Consider the following 20418-nt stretch of genomic DNA (forward strand, 5'->3'; position numbering starts at 1 on the left):
CTGTTGTTTCAACCAAGGGTCGGATTCCTGGCCGGAAGTGCGCCAGGGCGAACCGGCTATTTAAATTGTTGCCGGTCGCGCAACTTGGAGTTTAGGCACGATATGAACGTTCCGTCAGTAATTACAGATTGTTGCGTGTAATCCGCTTCCGCCGGGTGTGTAGGTCGCTTCCTCATACGGAAAAGCGATCAGGCGGTTCATGCCTTGCCAGTGCGGTGCGGCGAGCGCCAGAATGCGCCCATCTGCCCCGCCTGATGTAAGGATGTCCGATGCCCGATTCTGTTGCTGCCAGCTTGCGACTTGCGCCCGAAGCGCTGACCCGTCCCTTTTCCGCTGAACAGTTCAGCTTCACGACAACCAACGATCTGGAACCCTTTCGCGGCGTGCTCGGTCAGGAACGAGCGGTCGAAGCCCTGCAATTCGGCGTCGCCATGCCGCGCCCCGGCTACAACGTGTTCGTCATGGGCGAGCCCGGCACCGGCCGTTTTTCCTTCGTCAAACGCTACCTTAAGGCCGAAGCCAAGCGCATGCAGACGCCGTCGGACTGGGTCTACGTCAACAATTTCGACGACGCCCGTGAGCCGCGCGCACTGGAACTGCCACCCGGCAGCGCCAGCGCTTTCATTGCCGACATCAACGGACTGATCGACAACCTGCTGTCGACGTTTCCTGCGGTGTTCGAGCATCCGTCCTACCAGCAAAAAAAGAGTTCGATCGATCGCGCTTTCAATCAGCGCTACGACCGCGCCCTCGATGTTATCGAGCGTCTTGCGCTGGAAAAGGACATCGCGCTGTACCGCGATAACACCAACATCGCGTTCACCCCGATGCTCGAAGGCAAGGCACTGGACGAGGCCGAGTTTTCGCAGTTGCCGGAAGCCGAGCGCGAGCGTTTTCATACCGATATTTCGACGCTGGAAGAGCGGTTGAATGAAGAACTCGCCAGCCTGCCGCAGTGGAAGCGCGAGTCCAACAACCAGATGCGTGAGCTCAATGAAGAGACCATCATCCTCGCGCTTCAGCCGCTGCTGGCACCGTTGTCCGAGCAGTACGCCGAAAACGCCGCGGTGTGCGCTTACTTTCAGGCGGTGCAGGTCAACCTGCTCAAAACCGTGGTCGAGCAACTGGTCGACGACAGTAAAACCGATGCCCAGGCGCGCAAGCTGCTCGAAGAGCAATACTGCCCAAGCCTGATGGTCGGCCACTCTGTCAGCGGTGGCGCGCCGGTGGTGTTCGAGCCGCACCCGACCTACGACAACCTCTTTGGCCGCATCGAATACAGCACCGATCAGGGCGCGCTTTACACCACGTTCCGGCAAATGCGGCCTGGGGCATTTCACCGGGCCAACGGCGGTTTCCTGGTGCTTGAAGCCGAGAAAATGCTCAGCGAGCCGTTCGTGTGGGACGCCCTCAAGCGCTCCCTGCAATCGCGCAAGCTGAAGATGGAAGCACCACTGGGTGAACTGGGCCGTCTTGCCACCGTGACCCTGACCCCGCAGACCATCCCGCTGCAGGTCAAAGTCATCATCATTGGCGCGCGGTCGCTGTACTACACGCTGCAGGACCTCGATCCGGACTTCCAGGAGATGTTCCGGGTGCTGGTGGATTTCGACGAAGACATTCCTATGGTCGACGAGAGCCTGGAGCAATTCGCCCAGTTGCTCAAAACCCGCACCTCGGAGGAGGGCATGGCGCCCCTGACGGCGGATGCGGTGGCGCGCCTTGCCACCTACAGCGCGCGTCTCGCCGAGCACCAGGGGCGCTTGTCGGCGCGTATTGGCGATCTGTTTCAACTGGTCAGCGAAGCGGACTTCATCCGCAGCGTGGCCGGGGACGAACGCACCGACGCCGGGCACATCGAGCGCGCTTTGAAAGCCAAGGCCACCCGCACCGGTCGCGTTTCCGCCCGCATTCTCGACGACATGCTCGCTGGCATCATCCTGATCGACACCCATGGCGCGGCAGTCGGCAAGTGCAACGGCCTGACGGTACTGGAAGTGGGGGATTCCGCGTTCGGTGTGCCGGCGCGCATTTCGGCGACGGTCTACCCGGGCGGCAGCGGTATTGTCGACATCGAGCGTGAGGTCAATCTTGGCCAGCCGATCCACTCCAAAGGCGTGATGATCCTCACCGGTTATCTGGGCAGCCGTTATGCCCAGGAATTCCCGCTGGCCATTTCCGCGAGCATCGCGCTGGAACAGTCCTACGGCTACGTCGATGGCGACAGCGCTTCCCTCGGCGAGGTCTGCACGCTGATTTCCGCACTCTCGAAAACCCCGCTCAAGCAGTGCTTCGCTATCACCGGTTCGATCAACCAGTTCGGCGAGGTTCAGGCGGTCGGCGGCGTCAACGAGAAGATCGAAGGCTTCTTCCGACTCTGCGAAGCCCGAGGTCTGACCGGTGACCAAGGCGCGATCATTCCCCATGCCAACGTCGCCACGCTGATGCTCGACGAGCGCGTGCTACAAGCCGTGCGCGCCGGGCAGTTCCATGTGTACGCCGTGCGTCAGGTGGACGAGGCGCTCAGCCTGTTGGTGGGCATGCCGGTCGGTGAAGCGGATGAAGACGGTCAATTCCCCGATGATTCAGTCAACGGCAGGGTGGTGGACCGCCTGCGCGACATCGCTGAAATGCTCAGCGACGACGACCTCAAAGAGCTCGAAAAGGAGGCGCCACAATTACAGCCCGAGCTGAAAAGCTAGGCCTTTGACGTCAATGAAACGGGGCGCTTGATGGCAAAATGACCATTCGGCGCCCTTTTCGTTTTCGCGCTTTTCCAACGGGGTATTTGTTCGATATTGTCGGGTTGCAGCAGTTGTCAAAGGGACTGACGCGTTTCCCTCGTTATGCGAAGGAGATGAATACTGCAATCAATAAGGAGCTCGCCATGCCGCGCAGCCTCTGCCTTACTCGCCAATGCCTGGGTCTGGTGACCCGAATCGAATGTGTCGTTCGCCCGCTGTCAGGCGATAAAGGAATGTGGACCTTGTTGTTCGCCGCCGGGATGTCTGGCGAGCAGCCCTCCGCACTGAAGGCTCAGGGGCCTTTTCATGGACCGGTTGCTGCCGAATCGGTGCTTGATGCCATTGCTGAAAGCCTGGTGTTGCATGGCTATCAAGCGGCAGAGGAAATCCCGATCTGGGGGCTTCACCTGCAGGGGGAGCTGCGAAGAATCAACAGCGACGCCGCCCAGAGTCAGCGCACTTCTCCGGCCAGCTGACCCTGCGTTTCGACGAGTCTCGCGTTTGTTGTCTGCAGTCTGCACATGCGGATTCGTCGAGCGTTCCCTAAGCCTGATCTCGCGTTATTGTTTCAACTCTTTTCGCGGTGGGTTGTGCTAATCGGCCTTCCCCCTATACTCGCGGGCTTTTAAATTATCTGTGAGCTTCAATGGAACGTTTTATCGAAAATGCCATGTACGCATCGCGCTGGTTGCTGGCGCCGATCTACTTTGGTTTGTCTCTGGGGCTTCTGGCGCTGGCGCTGAAGTTTTTCCAGGAAATCTTCCACATCATCCCCAATGTCTTCGCTCTGGCTGAGTCGGACCTGATCCTGGTGCTGTTGTCATTGATTGACATGGCCCTGGTCGGCGGTTTGCTGGTGATGGTGATGATCTCCGGCTACGAGAACTTCGTGTCCCAGCTGGATATCGACGAAGGCAAGGAAAAGCTCAACTGGCTGGGCAAGATGGACTCTTCGTCGCTGAAGATGAAAGTCGCCGCGTCCATCGTCGCGATTTCGTCCATTCACCTGTTGCGGGTGTTCATGGACGCCAAGAACATAGAGCCGCAATACCTGATGTGGTACGTAATCATCCACATGACCTTCGTGGTCTCGGCCTTCGCGATGGGCTATCTGGACAAGCTGACCAAGCACTGAGTGCCTGCGTTTGTGGCGGCGCGGCGATAGCAGCGTTCTGAGCAAATATGACCAGTGGCACTGCTGGTCCCTTGCGCTCAGGCCAGGGTCAGCGAGACTTGGGGTTCGCTCATTCAGCCAGTGATCACGAGGCTTAGCCATGAACTTGCAGGAACTCAACTCACACGCCGGCGCAGGCCGCATCGACGAACTCAACCTCATCTCCATCGAAGGCGGCATCTACCTGCTGGAAGCACGGATGCAGGGCGTCGCACACCGTCTCGTCGACACCCATAACAAGGCGTTGCACCTGCGTTCCGTCGAGCACGCGCGCGAGCTCTTGCAGTCGGTGCCGCCTTTGCCGTTCAGTCTGGTTCACGCCGTGGTTCACGATGAGATGTGCGGCGTACACGATGACCTGGATCAGAACGTCAAGATTCCCCTGTCCATTCGCTCGGCCTGGTAGAGGTTACGGGTATTACGCTTTGTGCTAGGCTGCCCGGCCTTTAAATACGGGCGCCCGAGGGCGCTCTTCAGCGGAGCAGTGTCATGTCCGAAGTCAATCTGTCCACCGACGAAACCCGCGTCAGCTACGGTATTGGTCGTCAGTTGGGCGACCAACTGCGTGACAACCCGCCACCGGGTGTCGACCTCGACGCCATTCTGGCCGGCCTGACCGACGCTTTTGCCGGCAAACCGAGCCGTGTTGGCCAGGAAGAAATGGGCGCGAGCTTCAAAGTCATTCGCGAAATCATGCAAGCCGAAGCAGCCGCAAAGGCTGAAGCAGCGGCTGGCGCCGGGAAGGAATACCTGACCGAGAACGCCAAGCGTGATGGCGTGACCACTCTGGCCTCCGGTCTGCAATATGAAGTGGTTACTGCGGGCGAAGGCGCTCAGCCGACCCGCGAAAGCAACGTGCGCACGCATTACCACGGCATGCTGATCGACGGCACTGTGTTTGACAGCTCCTACGATCGTGGCGAGCCAGCTGAATTTCCGGTTGGCGGCGTGATTCCAGGCTGGACCGAAGCCCTTCAACTGATGAAGGCCGGCAGCAAATGGCGTCTGTATGTTCCTAGCGAACTGGCGTACGGCGCTCAGGGCGTTGGCAGCATTCCGCCGCACAGCGTTCTGGTCTTCGACGTCGAGCTGCTGGACGTTCTGTAAGATTCTGTAGCGACCGCTTCACGCTCGACAGATGCCGAGTCAGCCCCGCGCTGGCTCGGCATTGTCGTTTTTGCTGTTCCCATCAATGCAGCTCATTGGCCGGACGCAACGCCCGCGCATAGCAGAACAGAAACAAACTTCGCACCATCTCCTTTTGAACACCGGGTTCGCTGGAACTCAGGCTGATGACATCCAGATCCCCCTGATCCCGCAATTCGTCAAGCGCCTCTTCCTCCAGCACCGCGCACACTTTCCCCGTCTCGCGATCGAGGATGCGCAGGTAGGGCTGTGGCCGATCAAGCCAGGCATCAATCAGATAGGTCATGTGATTCTCCTTGAGTGTTTCAATGAGAATAATTCCTATCTTAGGAATAGCAAGGATCTATTTGAGATTAATTCTCATCGGCTGCTTGGAGATCAGTGGGCGGCCCTGAATCGCGCGCAACAAAAAGCCCGTCATGTGGACGGGCTTTCAGCGGAGCAGGGCAGGGCAGCGGTCAGTGTGTGCGAGCGACCGCAAATTCGCTCAGCTCCACCAGTGCGTCGCGATAGACGCTCGGCGGCAGTACATCCAGACAGGCAATGGCGCGAGCGATGTAGTCGCGCGCCAGTTGTGCGGTGTACTCGAGGGCCCCTGATTTTTCCACGGCATCGCGAATGCTTTCGAGATCTTCCAGGCCACCTTTCTGAATGGCCTGACGAACCAGCGCGGCTTGTTCAGGCGTACCTTCGCGCATGGTGTAGATCAGTGGCAGAGTAGGCTTGCCTTCAGCGAGGTCGTCGCCGACGTTCTTGCCAAGGGTTTCCGCATCGCCGCGATAGTCCAGCAAGTCGTCGACCAGCTGGAAAGCGACACCCAGATGATCACCGAAGGTGCGCAGCGCTTCGCTTTGCTCCGGGCCAGCGTTGGCCAGGGCTGCGGCGCTGTGGGTAGACGCTTCGAAGAGCATCGCGGTTTTGCCGCGGATGACTTCCATGTAGGTTTCTTCGGTGGTGCTGGCGTCGCGCACTTTTGACAGCTGCAGGACTTCACCTTCCGCAATGATCCGGGTGGCCTTCGACAGGATCTGCATCACCTGCATCGAGCCCAGTTCAACCATCATCTCGAACGAGCGCGAATACAGAAAATCTCCTACCAGCACGCTGGGTGCGTTGCCCCACATCGCGTTGGCGGTCGAGCGGCCGCGGCGCATGCCGGACATGTCGACCACGTCGTCGTGGAGCAGAGTGGCGGTGTGCAGGAATTCGATGGTCGCCGCCAAAAGGCGCAGGTCATCACCGCCAGAACCCAGCGCTTTGCCGCACAACAGAACGAGCAACGGACGCAGGCGTTTACCGCCGGCAGAAGTGATGTAGTCGCCGATTTTGGAGACCAGCGGCACGCGCGATGTCAGCTGCTTCTTGATAATGTGGTCGACGGCTGTAAAGTCGTCCGCCACAGCGGTGTAGAAGGCTTGGGGTTGCATCAGCGAGACGTGCTCCAGAAGGGTTGCGCGGCATGCTAGGTTGCAGGCCCCACCCTGTCAAGGCGTGACATAACGCAGCTTGCAAGGCGTTGATCGCTTGCGTACAATCGCGCACCCTAACTTCCTGGGCAGCACCTGCCTTACGCAATTGCATGTCGGCCTTCCAGCCTTGTGCAGCCATGCCAGCCAATACCTCTTCCTATAAAGAGCTGGGTGAGCAGGATTATCGGAGATACACCATGTCTTATGCAGTAATCGTTACTGGCGGCAAGCAATACAAGGTCGCCCCAGGTGAATACCTGAAGATTGAGAAACTGGAAATCGCTACCGGCGAATCCGTTACCTTTGATCGCGTTCTGTTGGTTGCCAATGGCGACGACGTGAACATCGGCGCTCCAGTTGTTGCAGGCGCTACCGTTGTGGCTGAAGTGATCTCCCAAGGTCGTCACGATAAAGTCCGCATCATCAAGTTCCGTCGTCGTAAGCACCACATGAAGCGTATGGGCCACCGCCAGTGGTACACCGAGATCAAAATCACCGGTATTCAGGCTTAATTTCAGCCTAATCCTCACTAGGAGAATTGACTCATGGCACACAAAAAAGCTGGTGGTAGTACCCGTAACGGTCGCGACTCAGAAGCCAAACGCCTTGGCGTGAAGATGTATGGCGGCCAGGTTATCGTTCCGGGCAACATCATCGTGCGTCAGCGCGGCACCCAATTCCACGCTGGTTACGGCGTTGGCATGGGCAAAGATCACACCCTGTTCGCTAAAGTCGAAGGCGTGATCAAGTTCCAGGTTAAAGGCGCCTTCGGTCGTCGCTATGTAAGCATCGTGCCAAAGACTGAAGTCGCGGCATAATCTTGCGTTCAGGGGGTTTGAGGGCCTGACCTTCACACCTCCTGAGCTGAAAAGCCCTGTCGATGACAGGGCTTTTTCGTTTGTAGAAGGTCCTGTTTCTGGTGAGTCTCTTGCAAAGCTGTTTGTGTGGGCCGTTGTGGTGTGAAGTCGCTGGTTTTTGATCGGTATCGCAACGCTCATCTTTGCAAGAGCCTTATGAATCTATGTTGTTTGCTCGTCTTTGTGACGGGAGGCGTGCGCTATGAAATTTGTTGATGAAGTATCCATTCGAGTAAAGGCCGGTGATGGCGGTAACGGTTGCATGAGCTTCCGTCGCGAAAAATTCATCGAGAACGGTGGTCCCAACGGTGGTGATGGTGGTGACGGCGGCTCGATCTACATGATCGCCGACGAAAACCTCAACACCCTGGTCGACTACCGGTACACCCGCCACTTCGACGCCGAGCGCGGTTCGAACGGCGGCAGCACCGACTGCACCGGTCGCAAGGGTGAGGAGCTGGTGTTGCGTGTGCCGGTTGGCACCACCGTGATCGACGCTGGTACCCAGGAAGTCATCGGTGACCTGACCAAAGCCGGTCAGCGTCTGCTGGTGGCCCATGGCGGCTGGCACGGTCTGGGTAACACGCGTTTCAAGTCCAGTACCAACCGGGCACCGCGTCAGACCACGCCGGGCAAGCCGGGTGAGCAGCGTGACCTCAAGCTTGAGCTGAAAGTGCTGGCTGACGTCGGTCTGCTCGGGTTGCCGAATGCTGGCAAGAGCACGTTCATTCGTTCGGTGTCCGCTGCCAAGCCAAAGGTTGCTGATTACCCGTTCACCACGCTCGTGCCGAACCTGGGTGTCGTCAGCGTCGATCGCTGGAAAAGCTTCGTCGTCGCCGATATTCCCGGCCTGATCGAAGGCGCTTCCCACGGTGCGGGCCTGGGGATTCGTTTCCTCAAGCACCTGGCGCGTACGCGTCTGTTGCTGCATCTCGTCGACATGGCGCCGCTGGATGAAAGCAGTGCGCCGGATGCCGCTGAGGTCATCGTCACCGAGCTGTTCAAGTTCAGTCCTGCGCTGGCCGACCGTGATCGCTGGCTGGTGCTGAACAAGTGCGACCAGATCCTCGAAGAAGAGCATGAGGCCCGCAAGCAGGAGATCATTGATCGCCTGGAGTGGACCGGCCCTGTCTACGTGATCTCGGCCATCGCCAAAGAAGGCACCGATCGCCTGACCCACGACATCATGCGCTATCTCGAAGATCGCGCTGATCGTCTGGCCAATGACCCGGCGTACGCCGCTGAGCTGGCTGAGCTGGATCAACGCATCGAAGACGAAGCTCGCGCTCAGTTGCAGGCGCTGGATGATCAGCGTGCCCTGCGCCGTAGCGGCGTGAAGAGCGTGCATGACATCGGCGATGATGATTGGGATGAGGAAGACGTGGAAGACGAAGATGGTCCGGAAATCATTTACGTCCGCGACTGATCGACTGAAGTAAACTACGACGCCGCTCTTGAAGCGGCGTTTTGGTATCTAGAATTCGGACTCTCTGGCTTAAGGTTGAAAGATCATGCGGAGCAAGGTGACAGGTGCCCAGCGTTGGGTGGTGAAGATCGGAAGTGCGCTGCTCACAGCGGACGGCAAAGGTCTGGATCGCAACGCGATGGGTGTTTGGGTCGAGCAGATGGTGGCCCTGCATGAGGCGGGTGTCGAACTGGTCCTGGTGTCGTCCGGCGCGGTAGCGGCCGGCATGAGCCGTCTGGGCTGGACTGCGCGACCGAGTGCCATGCATGAGCTTCAGGCCGCTGCGGCAATCGGTCAGATGGGTCTGGTGCAGGCGTGGGAGTCCAGTTTCGCCGAGCATCAGCGGCACACCGCGCAGATTCTTCTCACCCACGACGATCTGTCCGACCGCAAGCGCTACCTGAACGCCCGCAGCACGTTGCGTACTTTGGTTGAGCTGGGAGTCATCCCTGTCATCAACGAAAACGACACCGTCGTCACCGACGAGATCCGTTTCGGCGACAACGACACGCTGGCGGCGTTGGTGGCCAACCTGGTTGAAGCTGATTTGTTGGTCATTCTGACTGACCGTGACGGCATGTTCGACGCCGATCCTCGCAATAATCCCGAGGCGCAGCTCATTTATGAAGCGCGCGCCGATGACCCCGCCCTTGATGCAGTGGCTGGCGGCACCGGCGGTGCGCTGGGTCGTGGTGGCATGCAGACCAAGTTGCGTGCTGCACGACTCGCCGCCCGTTCCGGTGCACACACCGTCATTGTGGGTGGCCGCATCGAGCGCGTCCTGGCGCGCCTGAAAGCCGGTGAGCGCTTGGGCACGTTGCTGTCTCCTGAGCGCGAAATGCTCGCGGCTCGCAAGCAATGGCTGGCCGGGCACCTGCAAACCCGTGGCACGCTGGTGCTGGACGAGGGCGCGGTGAAAGCGCTGACTCAAAGCCACAAAAGCCTGTTGCCGGTCGGCGTCAAGCTGGTGCAGGGCAGCTTTCGTCGTGGCGAGATGGTGGTGTGCGTGGCGGCTGACGGTCGCGAGATCGCTCGGGGTCTGAGCAATTACAGCGCGCTCGAAGCGCAGAAGATCATAGGCCTGCCCTCTGACGCCATCGTCAAGGAGCTGGGTTACATGGCTGAGCCTGAGCTCGTGCACCGTGACAACCTGATTCTGGTCTGAAGTGCATCATCAAAAAGAAGGAAGCATACATGCGAGTCATGAAAGGGCTGGTAGGCGCGTTGCTGATGTTGCCGTTGCTGGCATCGGCTGAAGAGATCGGCCAGGTATCAACCGTGTTCAAGATGGTGGGTCCGAACGATCGGATCGTGGTCGAAGCATTTGACGACCCCAAAGTCGACGGTGTGACGTGCTATCTGTCTCGCGCGAAAACCGGCGGAGTGAAGGGCGGTCTGGGTTTGGCGGAAGACCGTGCCGAAGCGTCCATCGCTTGCCGGCAGGTCGGGCCCATTCACTTCAAGGAGCAGTTGAAGGACGGCGACGAAGTGTTCAAGGAGCGGACTTCGCTGGTGTTCAAGACCATGCAGGTCGTGCGATTCCTCGACAAGAAGCGCAACACGCTGGTGTACCTCGTCTATAGCGACAAGGTGATCGAGGGCAGCCCGCAGAACGCCGTGACTGCGATTCCGATTCTGCCATGGACGCCTGCGCCGACGCCTTGAAGCTATAGAGGCGAATCGAAGAGAGGCAAATCGAAGGCAATAAAAAACCGACCCTGGGGTCGGTTTTTTAACAAGCGAATCGCTTAGGCTGCAGCAGCAAGGTTCAGAGCCTTGATGTGGCCATTCAGGCGACCTTTATGGCGAGCAGCTTTGTTCTTGTGGATGATGCCTTTATCGGCCATACGGTCGATAACTGGCACAGCCAGAACATAAGCAGCTTGCGCTTTTTCAGCGTCTTTAGCGTCGATGGCTTTAACTACATTCTTGATGTAGGTACGAACCATGGAACGCATGCTGGCGTTGTGGCTGCGACGCTTCTCAGCCTGTTTTGCACGTTTTTTGGCGGAAGGTGTGTTGGCCACCGTCGAGCTCCTCGAAAGACTTGGGAAATAGCTAACAAAATAGGCCGCGAATCATGCCGATGAGTTTGACACTTGTCAAGGGCAGTTGATGCGTTCCGCTGAGTGGTCGCCGTGTGGTGCCGAGGTGATTTCTTTCCGGCGTGCGACCTGTAAACTCGCGGGCTTTGGCTCTGAGCTGTTTTGCGGCGCGGAGTATCGCATATATGGAACGCGCTTTGGCGCTTCCTTTGGTCAGGCGTACAACCTTTCGATGAATCTACTCAAATCGCTTGCCGCCGTTAGCTCTATTACGATGCTTTCGCGGGTGCTGGGCTTTGTCCGCGATACCATCATCGCGCGTGCATTTGGCGCCGGCATGGCCACTGACGCCTTCTTTATCGCTTTCAAGCTGCCCAACCTGCTGCGCCGGATTTTTGCCGAGGGCGCCTTCTCCCAGGCATTCGTGCCCATCCTCGCGGAATACAAAAGCCAGCAGGGCGAAGAGGCGACCCGCACATTTGTCGCGTATGTCACCGGCCTGCTAACCCTCGCCCTGGCGATCGTCACCGTGCTGGGCGTCGTGTTCGCCCCATGGGTCATCTGGGCCACCGCGCCGGGCTTTGCCGATACGCCGGAAAAATTCCAGCTCACCTCGGATCTGCTGCGGGTCACCTTTCCTTATATATTGCTCATCTCGCTGTCGTCGCTGGCCGGCGCGATCCTCAACACGTGGAATCGCTTCTCCGTTCCGGCGTTCGTGCCGACGCTGCTTAATCTGGCGATGATCTTCTTCGCGCTGTTCCTCACGCCGTATTTCCACCCGCCGGTGATGGCGCTGGGCTGGGCGGTGCTGGCGGGCGGGCTGCTGCAGCTTCTTTATCAACTGCCGCACCTGAAAAAGATCGGCATGCTGGTGCTGCCGCGCCTGAACCTGCGCGACACCGGTGTCTGGCGGGTGATGAAGCAGATGCTGCCGGCCATGCTCGGCGTTTCCGTCAGTCAGATTTCGCTGATCATCAACACCATATTCGCCTCGTTCCTTGTGGCCGGATCGGTGTCCTGGATGTACTACGCCGACCGTCTGATGGAGCTGCCTTCCGGTGTGCTGGGCGTTGCGTTGGGGACGATTCTTCTGCCGATTCTCTCGAAAACCTACGCCAGCCGGGATCGCCACGAATACTCGCGTATCCTCGATTGGGGCCTGCGCTTGTGTTTCCTGCTGGTGCTGCCGTGCACCCTGGCGCTCGGGCTGCTCGCCGAGCCGCTGACCGTTTCGCTGTTTCAGTACGGCAAGTTTGACGCCGTAGATGCTGCGATGACCCAGCGTGCACTGGTCGCGTATTCGGTCGGGCTGCTGGGCATTATCGTGATCAAGGTGCTCGCCCCGGGATTCTATGCTCAACAAAATATCCGCACGCCGGTGAAAATCGCGATCTTCACCCTCATAGTGACTCAACTGTTCAACCTGCTTTTCGTCTACGTCATCCACCTTGCACATGCCGGTCTGGCGCTGGCCATCAGTGTCGGAGCGTGCCTGAACGCTTTGCTCTTGTTCTGGCAGCTTCGCAAACAGGACCTGTTTCAGCCGCAGCCGGGGTGGCCTGTGTTTCTAGGCAAGCTGATTGTCGCCGTGGCGGTCATGTCCGCCGTCCTGCTGGGCCTGATGCATGTTATGCCCGCCTGGTCGGACGGTGAGATGCTGCAGCGATTCCTGCGCCTGGGCGTGCTGGTGCTGGCGGGTGTCGTGGCATATTTCGGCACCTTGCTGGTGTTGGGTTTCCGGGTCAGGCATTTCGCTCGCAAGGCGATCCTGTAGGATCAGTCGTCGTTTTCTGCCGGTTAACGTCGATTGTTGTGGTTTGCCCGGATGTGTCGCCTGTCGTAGACGGCGGTGTGTGGTTATAATCGGCCACTTTATGAGCAAGAAGCGCGTTATGCAGCTGGTTCGAGGCCTTCACAATCTGCGCCCGCAGCACCGGGGCTGCGTCGCCACTATTGGCAATTTCGACGGTGTACACCGGGGTCATCAGGCTATCCTGGCGAGACTGCGTGAACGGGCCGTCGAGCTCGGCTTGCCCAGTTGTGTGGTGATCTTCGAACCGCAACCGCGCGAGTTCTTCGCTCCCGAGACGGCCCCGGCCCGTCTGGCCCGACTGCGCGACAAGCTCGACCTGCTGGCTGGCGAGGGTGTTGATCTGGTGCTGTGTCTGGCATTCAACCAGCGCTTCAGCAAGCTCAGTGCATCGGAGTTCGTCGACACCGTGCTGATCGATGGCCTGGGCGTGAAGCATCTGGAGGTCGGCGACGACTTCCGCTTTGGTTGTGACCGAGTGGGCGATTTCGATTTCCTGCAAAAAGTCGGCGCCGAACAGGGCTTCACCGTCGAAGCGGCGCAGACCGTCGAGATCGATGGCGTGCGCGTCAGCAGCACCAAGGTGCGCACAGCGCTGGCCGCCGCAGACTTCACCCTGGCCGAGCATTTGCTGGGCCGCCCGTTCGAAATCTCTGGCCGGGTACTGCATGGTCAGAAGCTGGCGCGTCAGTTGGGTACGCCCACGGCCAACGTGCAACTCAAACGTCGTCGCGTGCCATTGACCGGTGTCTATCTGGTCAGCGCGCAGATTGACGGCAAGGTATGGCCGGGCGTCGCCAACATTGGCGTGCGTCCCAGCGTGGCGGGCGATGGACGTCCCCACCTGGAGATTCACCTTCTGGATTTTACCGGCGATATTTATGGCCGGCGTTTGACGGTGGTATTCCACCAGAAGCTGCGTGATGAGCAGCGCTTTGCCTCCCTTGAGGCGCTCAAGACGGCGATCGATGCGGATGTCGCTGCCGCTCGTGCCCACTGGCACGACCAACCGCTAAACTTTAGAGCCTGAAATGACCGACTACAAAGCCACGCTTAATCTTCCGGACACCGCCTTCCCGATGAAGGCCGGCCTGCCCCAGCGCGAGCCGCAAACTCTGCAGCGCTGGGACAGCATTGGCCTGTACCAGAAGCTGCGCGAAATTGGCAAGGATCGGCCCAAGTTCGTGCTGCACGACGGGCCTCCGTACGCCAACGGCAATATCCACATCGGTCACGCGGTCAACAAGATTCTCAAGGACATGATCGTTCGCTCGAAGACCCTGTCGGGCTTCGACGCGCCTTACGTTCCGGGCTGGGATTGCCACGGTCTGCCGATCGAGCACAAAGTCGAAGTCACACATGGCAAAAACCTGCCTGCGGACAAGACCCGCGAACTGTGCCGTGCCTACGCGGCCGAGCAGATCGAGGGGCAGAAAGCCGAGTTCATTCGTCTGGGCGTACTGGGCGACTGGGCCAACCCGTACCGCACCATGGACTTCGCCAACGAGGCCGGGGAAATCCGTGCGCTGGCTGAAATGGTCAAGAACGGCTTCGTCTTCAAGGGCCTGAAGCCGGTCAACTGGTGTTTCGATTGCGGCTCGGCACTGGCTGAAGCGGAAGTCGAATACCAGGACAAGAAATCGTCCACCATCGACGTCGCCTTTCCGGCGGCCGATGGCGACAAGCTGGCTGCCGCCTTCGGTCTGCCAAGCCTGGGCAAACCTGCTGCCATCGTGATCTGGACCACCACCCCGTGGACCATCCCGGCAAACCAGGCGCTCAACGTTCACCCGGAATTCACCTACGCGCTGGTCGACACCGGCGAGCGTCTGCTGGTGCTGGCTGAAGAGCTGGTTGAGTCCTGCCTCAAGCGCTGGAACCTCGAAGGTTCGGTGCTGGCGACTGCCGAGGGTTCAGCGCTTGAGCTGATCAACTTCCGTCATCCGTTCTACGATCGTCTTTCGCCCATCTATCTGGCGGACTACGTCGAGCTGGGCGCGGGTACCGGCGTCGTTCACTGCTCGCCCGCCTATGGCGTCGACGACTTCGTGATCTGCAAGGCCTACGGCCTGACCAACGACGACATCATCAGCCCGGTGCAAAGCAACGGCGTGTACAGCCCGTCGCTGGAGTTCTTCGGTGGCCAGTTCATCTTCAAGGCCAACCAGCCCATCATCGACAAGCTGACCGAAGTCGGCGCGTTGCTGCACACCGAAACCATCACCCACAGCTACATGCACTGCTGGCGCCACAAGACGCCGCTGATCTACCGCGCCACCGCGCAGTGGTTCGTCGGCATGGACAAGCAGCCGACGTCGGGTGACACCCTGCGCAACCGCGCCGTGAAGGCCATCGAAGAAACCAAGTTCGTCCCGGCATGGGGGCAGGCGCGCCTGCACTCGATGATCGCCAACCGCCCTGACTGGTGCATCTCCCGGCAGCGCAACTGGGGCGTGCCGATCCCGTTTTTCCTGAACAAGGAAAGCGGCGAGCTGCACCCGCGCACTGTCGAGCTGATGGAAGAAGTCGCTCAGCGGGTCGAGCAGGAAGGCATCGAAGCCTGGTTCAAGATGGACGCTGCCGAGCTGCTGGGTGACGAAGCGCCGCACTACGACAAGATTTCCGACACCCTGGACGTCTGGTTCGACTCCGGCACCACTCACTGGCACGTCCTGCGCGGCTCGCACCCGATGGGCCACGAAAGCGGTCCTCGCGCCGACCTGTACCTGGAAGGTTCCGACCAGCACCGCGGCTGGTTCCACTCGTCGCTGCTGACCGGTTGCGCCATCGACAATCACGCGCCGTACCGTGAGTTGCTCACCCATGGTTTCACCGTGGACGAAAACGGCCGCAAGATGTCCAAGTCGCTGGGCAACGTCATTGCCCCGCAGACCGTCAACGACACGCTGGGCGCCGACATCATGCGTCTGTGGGTTTCGGCGACTGACTACTCCGGCGAGATGGCCGTCTCCAACACCATCCTGCAGCGCAGCGCCGATGCGTATCGACGCATTCGCAACACCGCGCGCTTCCTGCTCTCGAACCTGACCGGCTTCAACCCGGCCACCGACTTGCTGCCAGCCGAAGACATGCTGGCGCTGGATCGCTGGGCCGTGGATCGCGCGCTGCTGCTGCAACGTGAGCTGGAAGAGCACTACGGCGAGTATCGGTTCTGGAACGTCTACTCGAAGGTGCACAACTTCTGTGTGCAGGAGTTGGGCGGTTTCTACCTCGACATCATCAAGGATCGCCAGTACACCACCGGCGCCAACAGCAAGGCGCGTCGTTCTTGCCAGACCGCGCTGTTCCACATCTCCGAAGCGCTGGTTCGCTGGATCGCACCGATCCTGGCGTTTACCGCCGATGAGCTGTGGCAGTACCTGCCGGGCGAGCGCAACGAGTCGGTGATGCTCAACACCTGGTACCAGGACCTGACCGAGCTGCCGGAAGGCTTCGAGCTGGACCGCGCCTACTGGGAGCGGATCATGGCGGTGAAGGTGGCGGTCAACAAAGAAATGGAGAACCTGCGCGCGGCCAAGGCTATCGGCGGCAACTTACAGGCCGAGGTCACGCTGTACGCCGAAGACGCACTGGTAGCGGATCTGTCCAAGCTGAGCAACGAGCTGCGTTTCGTGCTGATCACCTCAACGGCCAGCGTCGCGCCTTTCGTCAGCGCGCCTGCCGATGCCGTGGTTACCGAAGTCGCCGGTTTGAAGCTCAAAGTCGTCAAATCCGGCCACGCAAAGTGCGCGCGCTGCTGGCATCACCGCGAGGACGTCGGGGTCAACCCTGAGCATCCGGAGATTTGCGGTCGTTGCGTCGACAACATCAGCGGCGCAGGCGAGGTTCGTCACTATGCCTAATGCATCGGCTGGCCGTATGGGCCGACTGGGTTGGTTGTGGCTGAGCGTGCTGGTGGTGGTCATTGACCAGGCCAGCAAGTTCTACTTCGAAAACCGCCTGGAGTTGTACGAGCAGATCGTCATCCTTCCTGACTACTTCAGCTGGATGCTGGCCTACAACACCGGGGCTGCGTTCAGCTTCCTGGCCGACAGCTCCGGCTGGCAGCGCTGGTTGTTTGCGCTGATTGCGGTCGTGGTGAGTGCGGTGCTGGTGGTCTGGCTCAAGCGGCTCGGGCGGGACGAAACCTGGCTGGCGGTTGCCCTTGCCCTTATCCTGGGCGGGGCGCTGGGCAATCTGTATGACCGAATCTTCATCGGCCATGTCATAGACTTCATATTCGTGCATTGGAAAGAACACGGCTTCCCGGCCTTCAATGTCGCGGACAGCGCCATTACCATTGGCGCGATCATGCTGGCTCTGGACATGTTCAAGAGCAAGAAAACCGGAGAGACCGTCAATGACTGATCAGTTGATGACCGAACAGGCTACTCAGGAAACACGCATCGGTCAGAACACGGAAGTCACCCTGCATTTCGCGCTGCACCTGGAAAATGGTGACACCGTCGACAGCACGTTCGACAAGGCCCCGGCGACCTTCAAGGTCGGCGATGGCAGCCTGCTGCCGGGCTTTGAAGCGCTGATCTTCGGTTTCAAAGCCGGGGACAAGCGTACCCTTCAGGTACCGCCGGAAAACGCTTTCGGCCAGCCGAACCCGCAGAATGTGCAGGTCATGCCGCGTTCGCAGTTCCAGAACATGGAACTGTCGGAAGGGCTGCTGGTGATCTTCAACGATGCGGCGAATACCGAACTGCCGGGCGTGGTGAAAGCGGTGGACGATGATCAGGTCACCGTCGACTTCAATCATCCGCTCTCCGGCAAGACGTTGACCTTCGAAGTGGAAATCTTCGAGGTGAAGGCACTCTGAGCATTGCCAGAGCGCTTGGCCCCGGCACTGTTCGGGGCCTTTTCGTTTATATGTTTCATTGCGCGTAGACACGAGGCACATCATGCAAATCAAACTCGCCAACCCACGTGGCTTCTGTGCCGGGGTGGACCGTGCGATCGAAATCGTCAATCGCGCGCTGGAAGTGTTTGGCCCGCCGATCTACGTGCGCCATGAAGTGGTTCATAACAAATTCGTCGTCGAAGACCTGCGCAGCCGTGGCGCAATCTTCGTCGAAGAACTTGATCAGGTGCCGGACGACGTCATCGTGATCTTCAGTGCCCACGGCGTGTCGCAGGCGGTGCGTACCGAGGCGGCAGGCCGTGGTCTGAAGGTGTTCGACGCCACGTGTCCGCTGGTGACCAAAGTGCATATCGAGGTCGCGCGCTATAGCCGTGACGGCCGCGAGTGCATCCTGATTGGTCACGCCGGCCACCCTGAGGTCGAGGGCACGATGGGGCAGTACGATGCCAGCAATGGTGGCGCGATCTATCTGGTCGAAGACGAAGCGGACGTCGCTAATCTCCAGGTGAGCAATCCCGAGAACCTGGCTTTCGTGACCCAGACCACGCTGTCGATGGACGATACCAGCCGTGTGATCGACGCCTTGCGCACACGATTCCCGGCCATTGGTGGCCCGCGCAAGGACGACATCTGTTACGCCACCCAAAACCGCCAGGACGCGGTCAAGGTATTGGCCGATGAGTGTGACGTGGTGCTGGTGGTCGGCAGCCCGAACAGCTCCAACTCCAATCGCCTGCGTGAACTGGCTGAACGCATGTCGACCCCGGCCTATCTGATCGATGGCGCCGAAGACATGCAGCGCAGCTGGTTCGACGGCGTTGGACGCATCGGCATTACTGCCGGTGCTTCGGCGCCTGAAGTGCTGGTGCGTGGCGTGATCCAGCAGCTGCACGCCTGGGGAGCTACCGGCGAAGACGAGTTGGCCGGGCGCGAGGAAAACATCACCTTCTCGATGCCCAAGGAATTGCGCGTCAAGTCGCTGCTGTAATCCGGTCATCCTGTCACCGCATCATGCACAGGGCTCGCTGCCGAATCCTTCGGATCGCAGCGTGACCCTGCCGGTCACCGCAATCGCCAACTGATAGCGACTGGCGGGTGCGTCTTTGAGGCACACCGCCAGTGTCCCGTTGGCGTTGTTCAGCAGCCGCCCCGTGTTATCGAAACCAATGCGCACGGCCACCTTGGTGTTGCCGACGACCCTGACGTTGCGGTGGCTGGCGAACTCGGCGAGCGACAGCTCACCCTCGTCCCTGAACTGGTTGCGGTTGCTGTCGACGAACACATTCCAGCCCCGGCTCCAGTCATTTTCCAGCGCCTGCATCACCACCGGCTGACTGCGCAGAATCGCCTCTGTGCGAGCCATGCGCAGCCCGCTGGCCAGTTGCTGAGCGGTGTCCTGACGTCGCTGTGAGTCGATCAATTGGCCGAAGGCGGGGATCGCCAGGGTCGCGATGATGGCGACAATCACCAACCCAGCCAGCAGTTCAATCAGCGTCAATCCTTGCTGTTTCACGAGCGTCTTCCGTTGAGTGCGGCGCCCAAGGAAACACCCCCTCAGCCGCGCTGACAACCGGGTCGATTGTCAGCCGGTATGTCCGCAAGGCGCCGTTACACATCCTCCGGGCAAACTGCCGCGCATCGTCTTCACTGTTGGCTGCAAAGCGGACGGCAGAGGTGGGCGATGGCAGGGAAGGCGATGCAATCAGGCATGACACTGATCGAAGTGATGGTCGCGCTGTTGATCTTCAGCGTTGGCATTTTGGGTGTGGCGATGCTGCAGCTCAACGCGCTGAAGTACACCGACAGCTCGATGCGCAGCCTGCACGTCAGCTTCATCGCCCATGATCTTTTCGAGCGCATCCGTGCCAACTCTCGAAGCAGTTACGCGCTGGCTTCGCTGAGTCAGGCGCCAACGTCCGGCAGTCTCGCCGTCCCTCGACAGCAAGACTTGTACGACTTCGCTACACAGTTGAAGCGCGCCGTCGGTGACGACGCCGAGGCATCAATTGCGGTAGCGGGATCGAGCGTGACCCTCACATTGAAATGGGACGATTCCCGTGCCAGCCAAGAGGCTGCACAGAAGCAAACGCTCACGCTGAGCGCTGATTTCTCTGCCGAGCGGGCCGCCCGGCCATGAAGACTCTGGAGAAGGGCTTTGGCCTCGTCGAGGTGCTGCTGGCGCTGGTGTTGGGATTGGTGATGTCGCTGGCCTTGGCGCAGATATTTATCAGTTCAAAGAACAGTTATGCCAGTCAGACATCGTCCGCCAGCCTGCAGGAAGACGCGCGATTCGTGCTCAGCAAAATGGTCCAGGAAGTGCGGCTGGTGGGCATGTTCGGCTGCCTGGGGAAAGTCGGGGACGCCAGCGTCGGCAAAGGCTTTTCCAAGGCGTTTGAAGAGCCGATCCACTGGGATGCCAGCTCTCAGACACTGACCCTCGCCACGGCCGGGACCGGAGAGGGCGGCGGCTGGTCGACCTGGGTCATTCACACTGACTGCGTGTCGTCCGCCAGCGCGTACACCAACGGCCGGGCGCCCCGACTTGCCCCCAATGAGACTGCGATGCCAGTGCACCGGCAGGTCTATCGCTTCAACAAGGCGCGCAATGAACTGTCGCTGAACGGCCAGCCGTTGGTCAGCAACGTGCGCGCGTTCAGCGTGTTGTTCGGCGTCGCCGGATCGATCAATGATCGCTCCATCTCGCGGTACGCCGTCACTGCCGACCCCTCGCTGATCCGCAGCGTGCGCTTGACCCTGACCCTGTTCGACCCTGCAGACCGGGTGCAGGAGCAAACCGTTGATGTCGTCGCCGCCATCCGTAATCGGCTGGGATGA

At 59.8% G+C, this 20418-nt stretch carries 22 protein-coding genes; 18 read left to right on the forward strand and 4 right to left on the reverse strand.

Going from position 1 to position 20418, the window contains the following annotated elements; all coding sequences use genetic code 11:
* The first annotated feature begins 269 nt into the window (after positions 1–269).
* The 5 genes from BMY98_RS15035 (at position 270) to bamJ (ending at position 5025) form a co-directional block, all read left to right on the forward strand.
* On the forward strand, positions 270–2702 hold the full coding sequence (locus tag BMY98_RS15035) for a Lon protease family protein (RefSeq protein ID WP_074890497.1): 2433 nt from the start codon (positions 270–272) through the stop codon (positions 2700–2702).
* Positions 2703–2887: 185 nt separating this feature from the next.
* Positions 2888–3220 carry a PA4575 family protein gene (locus tag BMY98_RS15040; RefSeq protein ID WP_074890560.1) on the forward strand — a complete coding sequence of 111 codons (333 nt, stop codon included), beginning with the start codon at positions 2888–2890 and terminating at the stop codon, positions 3218–3220.
* A 170-nt stretch (positions 3221–3390) separates the two neighbouring features.
* Entirely contained in the window at positions 3391–3879 is a 489-nt protein-coding gene (locus BMY98_RS15045; protein WP_065987683.1) for a TIGR00645 family protein, read from the forward strand.
* A 139-nt stretch (positions 3880–4018) separates the two neighbouring features.
* Positions 4019–4324 carry a DUF6482 family protein gene (locus BMY98_RS15050; protein WP_074890500.1) on the forward strand — a complete coding sequence of 102 codons (306 nt, stop codon included), beginning with the start codon at positions 4019–4021 and terminating at the stop codon, positions 4322–4324.
* Between the two features lie 83 nt (positions 4325–4407).
* Positions 4408–5025, forward strand: coding sequence for a BamJ family beta-barrel-assembly machinery protein (bamJ, locus tag BMY98_RS15055; RefSeq protein ID WP_074890502.1), 618 nt, complete (start codon positions 4408–4410; stop codon positions 5023–5025).
* Between the two features lie 82 nt (positions 5026–5107).
* Here the strand turns inward: bamJ and BMY98_RS15060 are convergent, their stop codons facing one another.
* A complete protein-coding gene (locus BMY98_RS15060) occupies positions 5108–5350 on the reverse strand; it encodes a PA4570 family protein (protein ID WP_074890503.1) in 243 nt (80 codons plus the stop codon).
* Between the two features lie 172 nt (positions 5351–5522).
* A complete protein-coding gene (locus tag BMY98_RS15065; RefSeq protein ID WP_074890505.1) occupies positions 5523–6491 on the reverse strand; it encodes a polyprenyl synthetase family protein in 969 nt (322 codons plus the stop codon).
* 239 nt (positions 6492–6730) lie between these two features.
* On the opposite strand from BMY98_RS15065, the gene rplU reads away from it, so the two are divergent.
* From rplU to BMY98_RS15090, 5 genes are all read left to right on the forward strand, one after another.
* Complete coding sequence (rplU, locus tag BMY98_RS15070) at positions 6731–7045, forward strand: 50S ribosomal protein L21 (protein ID WP_003176051.1); 315 nt, start codon at positions 6731–6733, stop codon at positions 7043–7045.
* A gap of 33 nt (positions 7046–7078) precedes the next feature.
* Positions 7079–7351 carry a 50S ribosomal protein L27 gene (gene rpmA, locus BMY98_RS15075; RefSeq protein ID WP_037015434.1) on the forward strand — a complete coding sequence of 91 codons (273 nt, stop codon included), beginning with the start codon at positions 7079–7081 and terminating at the stop codon, positions 7349–7351.
* A gap of 241 nt (positions 7352–7592) precedes the next feature.
* On the forward strand, positions 7593–8816 hold the full coding sequence (gene cgtA, locus BMY98_RS15080) for an Obg family GTPase CgtA (RefSeq protein ID WP_074890507.1): 1224 nt from the start codon (positions 7593–7595) through the stop codon (positions 8814–8816).
* Positions 8817–8901: 85 nt separating this feature from the next.
* Complete coding sequence (proB, locus tag BMY98_RS15085; RefSeq protein WP_074890509.1) at positions 8902–10020, forward strand: glutamate 5-kinase; 1119 nt, start codon at positions 8902–8904, stop codon at positions 10018–10020.
* A gap of 29 nt (positions 10021–10049) precedes the next feature.
* Complete coding sequence (locus BMY98_RS15090) at positions 10050–10520, forward strand: CreA family protein (RefSeq protein ID WP_074890511.1); 471 nt, start codon at positions 10050–10052, stop codon at positions 10518–10520.
* Between the two features lie 83 nt (positions 10521–10603).
* On the opposite strand, the gene rpsT is transcribed toward BMY98_RS15090, so the two are convergent.
* Positions 10604–10882 carry a 30S ribosomal protein S20 gene (rpsT, locus tag BMY98_RS15095; RefSeq protein ID WP_037015424.1) on the reverse strand — a complete coding sequence of 93 codons (279 nt, stop codon included), beginning with the start codon at positions 10880–10882 and terminating at the stop codon, positions 10604–10606.
* A gap of 250 nt (positions 10883–11132) precedes the next feature.
* Between rpsT and murJ the strand changes: the two genes are divergently transcribed.
* From murJ to ispH, 6 genes are all read left to right on the forward strand, one after another.
* Positions 11133–12677, forward strand: a complete 1545-nt coding sequence (gene murJ, locus BMY98_RS15100) for a murein biosynthesis integral membrane protein MurJ (RefSeq protein WP_074890513.1) — start codon at positions 11133–11135, stop codon at positions 12675–12677.
* Between the two features lie 118 nt (positions 12678–12795).
* Entirely contained in the window at positions 12796–13743 is a 948-nt protein-coding gene (gene ribF, locus BMY98_RS15105; protein ID WP_074890515.1) for a bifunctional riboflavin kinase/FAD synthetase, read from the forward strand.
* 1 nt (position 13744) lies between these two features.
* The gene (gene ileS / locus BMY98_RS15110) at positions 13745–16576 is read left to right on the forward strand and encodes an isoleucine--tRNA ligase (RefSeq protein ID WP_074890516.1); all 2832 of its coding nucleotides are present in this window, start codon (positions 13745–13747) and stop codon (positions 16574–16576) included.
* The gene (gene lspA / locus BMY98_RS15115; protein ID WP_074890518.1) at positions 16569–17081 is read left to right on the forward strand and encodes a signal peptidase II; all 513 of its coding nucleotides are present in this window, start codon (positions 16569–16571) and stop codon (positions 17079–17081) included. The genes ileS and lspA overlap by 8 nt, the downstream gene beginning before the upstream one ends.
* Positions 17082–17088: 7 nt before the next feature.
* Positions 17089–17541 (forward strand): FKBP-type peptidyl-prolyl cis-trans isomerase, encoded by a 453-nt coding sequence (fkpB, locus tag BMY98_RS15120; protein WP_074890562.1) that lies wholly within the window; start codon positions 17089–17091, stop codon positions 17539–17541.
* Positions 17542–17623: 82 nt separating this feature from the next.
* Entirely contained in the window at positions 17624–18571 is a 948-nt protein-coding gene (gene ispH / locus BMY98_RS15125; protein WP_065987671.1) for a 4-hydroxy-3-methylbut-2-enyl diphosphate reductase, read from the forward strand.
* Between the two features lie 21 nt (positions 18572–18592).
* On the opposite strand, the gene BMY98_RS15130 is transcribed toward ispH, so the two are convergent.
* Positions 18593–19096 carry a GspH/FimT family pseudopilin gene (locus BMY98_RS15130; protein ID WP_074890520.1) on the reverse strand — a complete coding sequence of 168 codons (504 nt, stop codon included), beginning with the start codon at positions 19094–19096 and terminating at the stop codon, positions 18593–18595.
* Between the two features lie 183 nt (positions 19097–19279).
* Between BMY98_RS15130 and pilV the strand changes: the two genes are divergently transcribed.
* The gene (gene pilV, locus BMY98_RS15135) at positions 19280–19720 is read left to right on the forward strand and encodes a type IV pilus modification protein PilV (protein WP_281248178.1); all 441 of its coding nucleotides are present in this window, start codon (positions 19280–19282) and stop codon (positions 19718–19720) included.
* The gene (locus tag BMY98_RS15140) at positions 19717–20418 is read left to right on the forward strand and encodes a PilW family protein (RefSeq protein ID WP_074890523.1); all 702 of its coding nucleotides are present in this window, start codon (positions 19717–19719) and stop codon (positions 20416–20418) included. Before pilV ends, BMY98_RS15140 begins: the two co-directional genes overlap by 4 nt.

Source organism: Pseudomonas graminis, assembly GCF_900111735.1.
GTDB lineage: Bacteria > Pseudomonadota > Gammaproteobacteria > Pseudomonadales > Pseudomonadaceae > Aquipseudomonas > Aquipseudomonas graminis.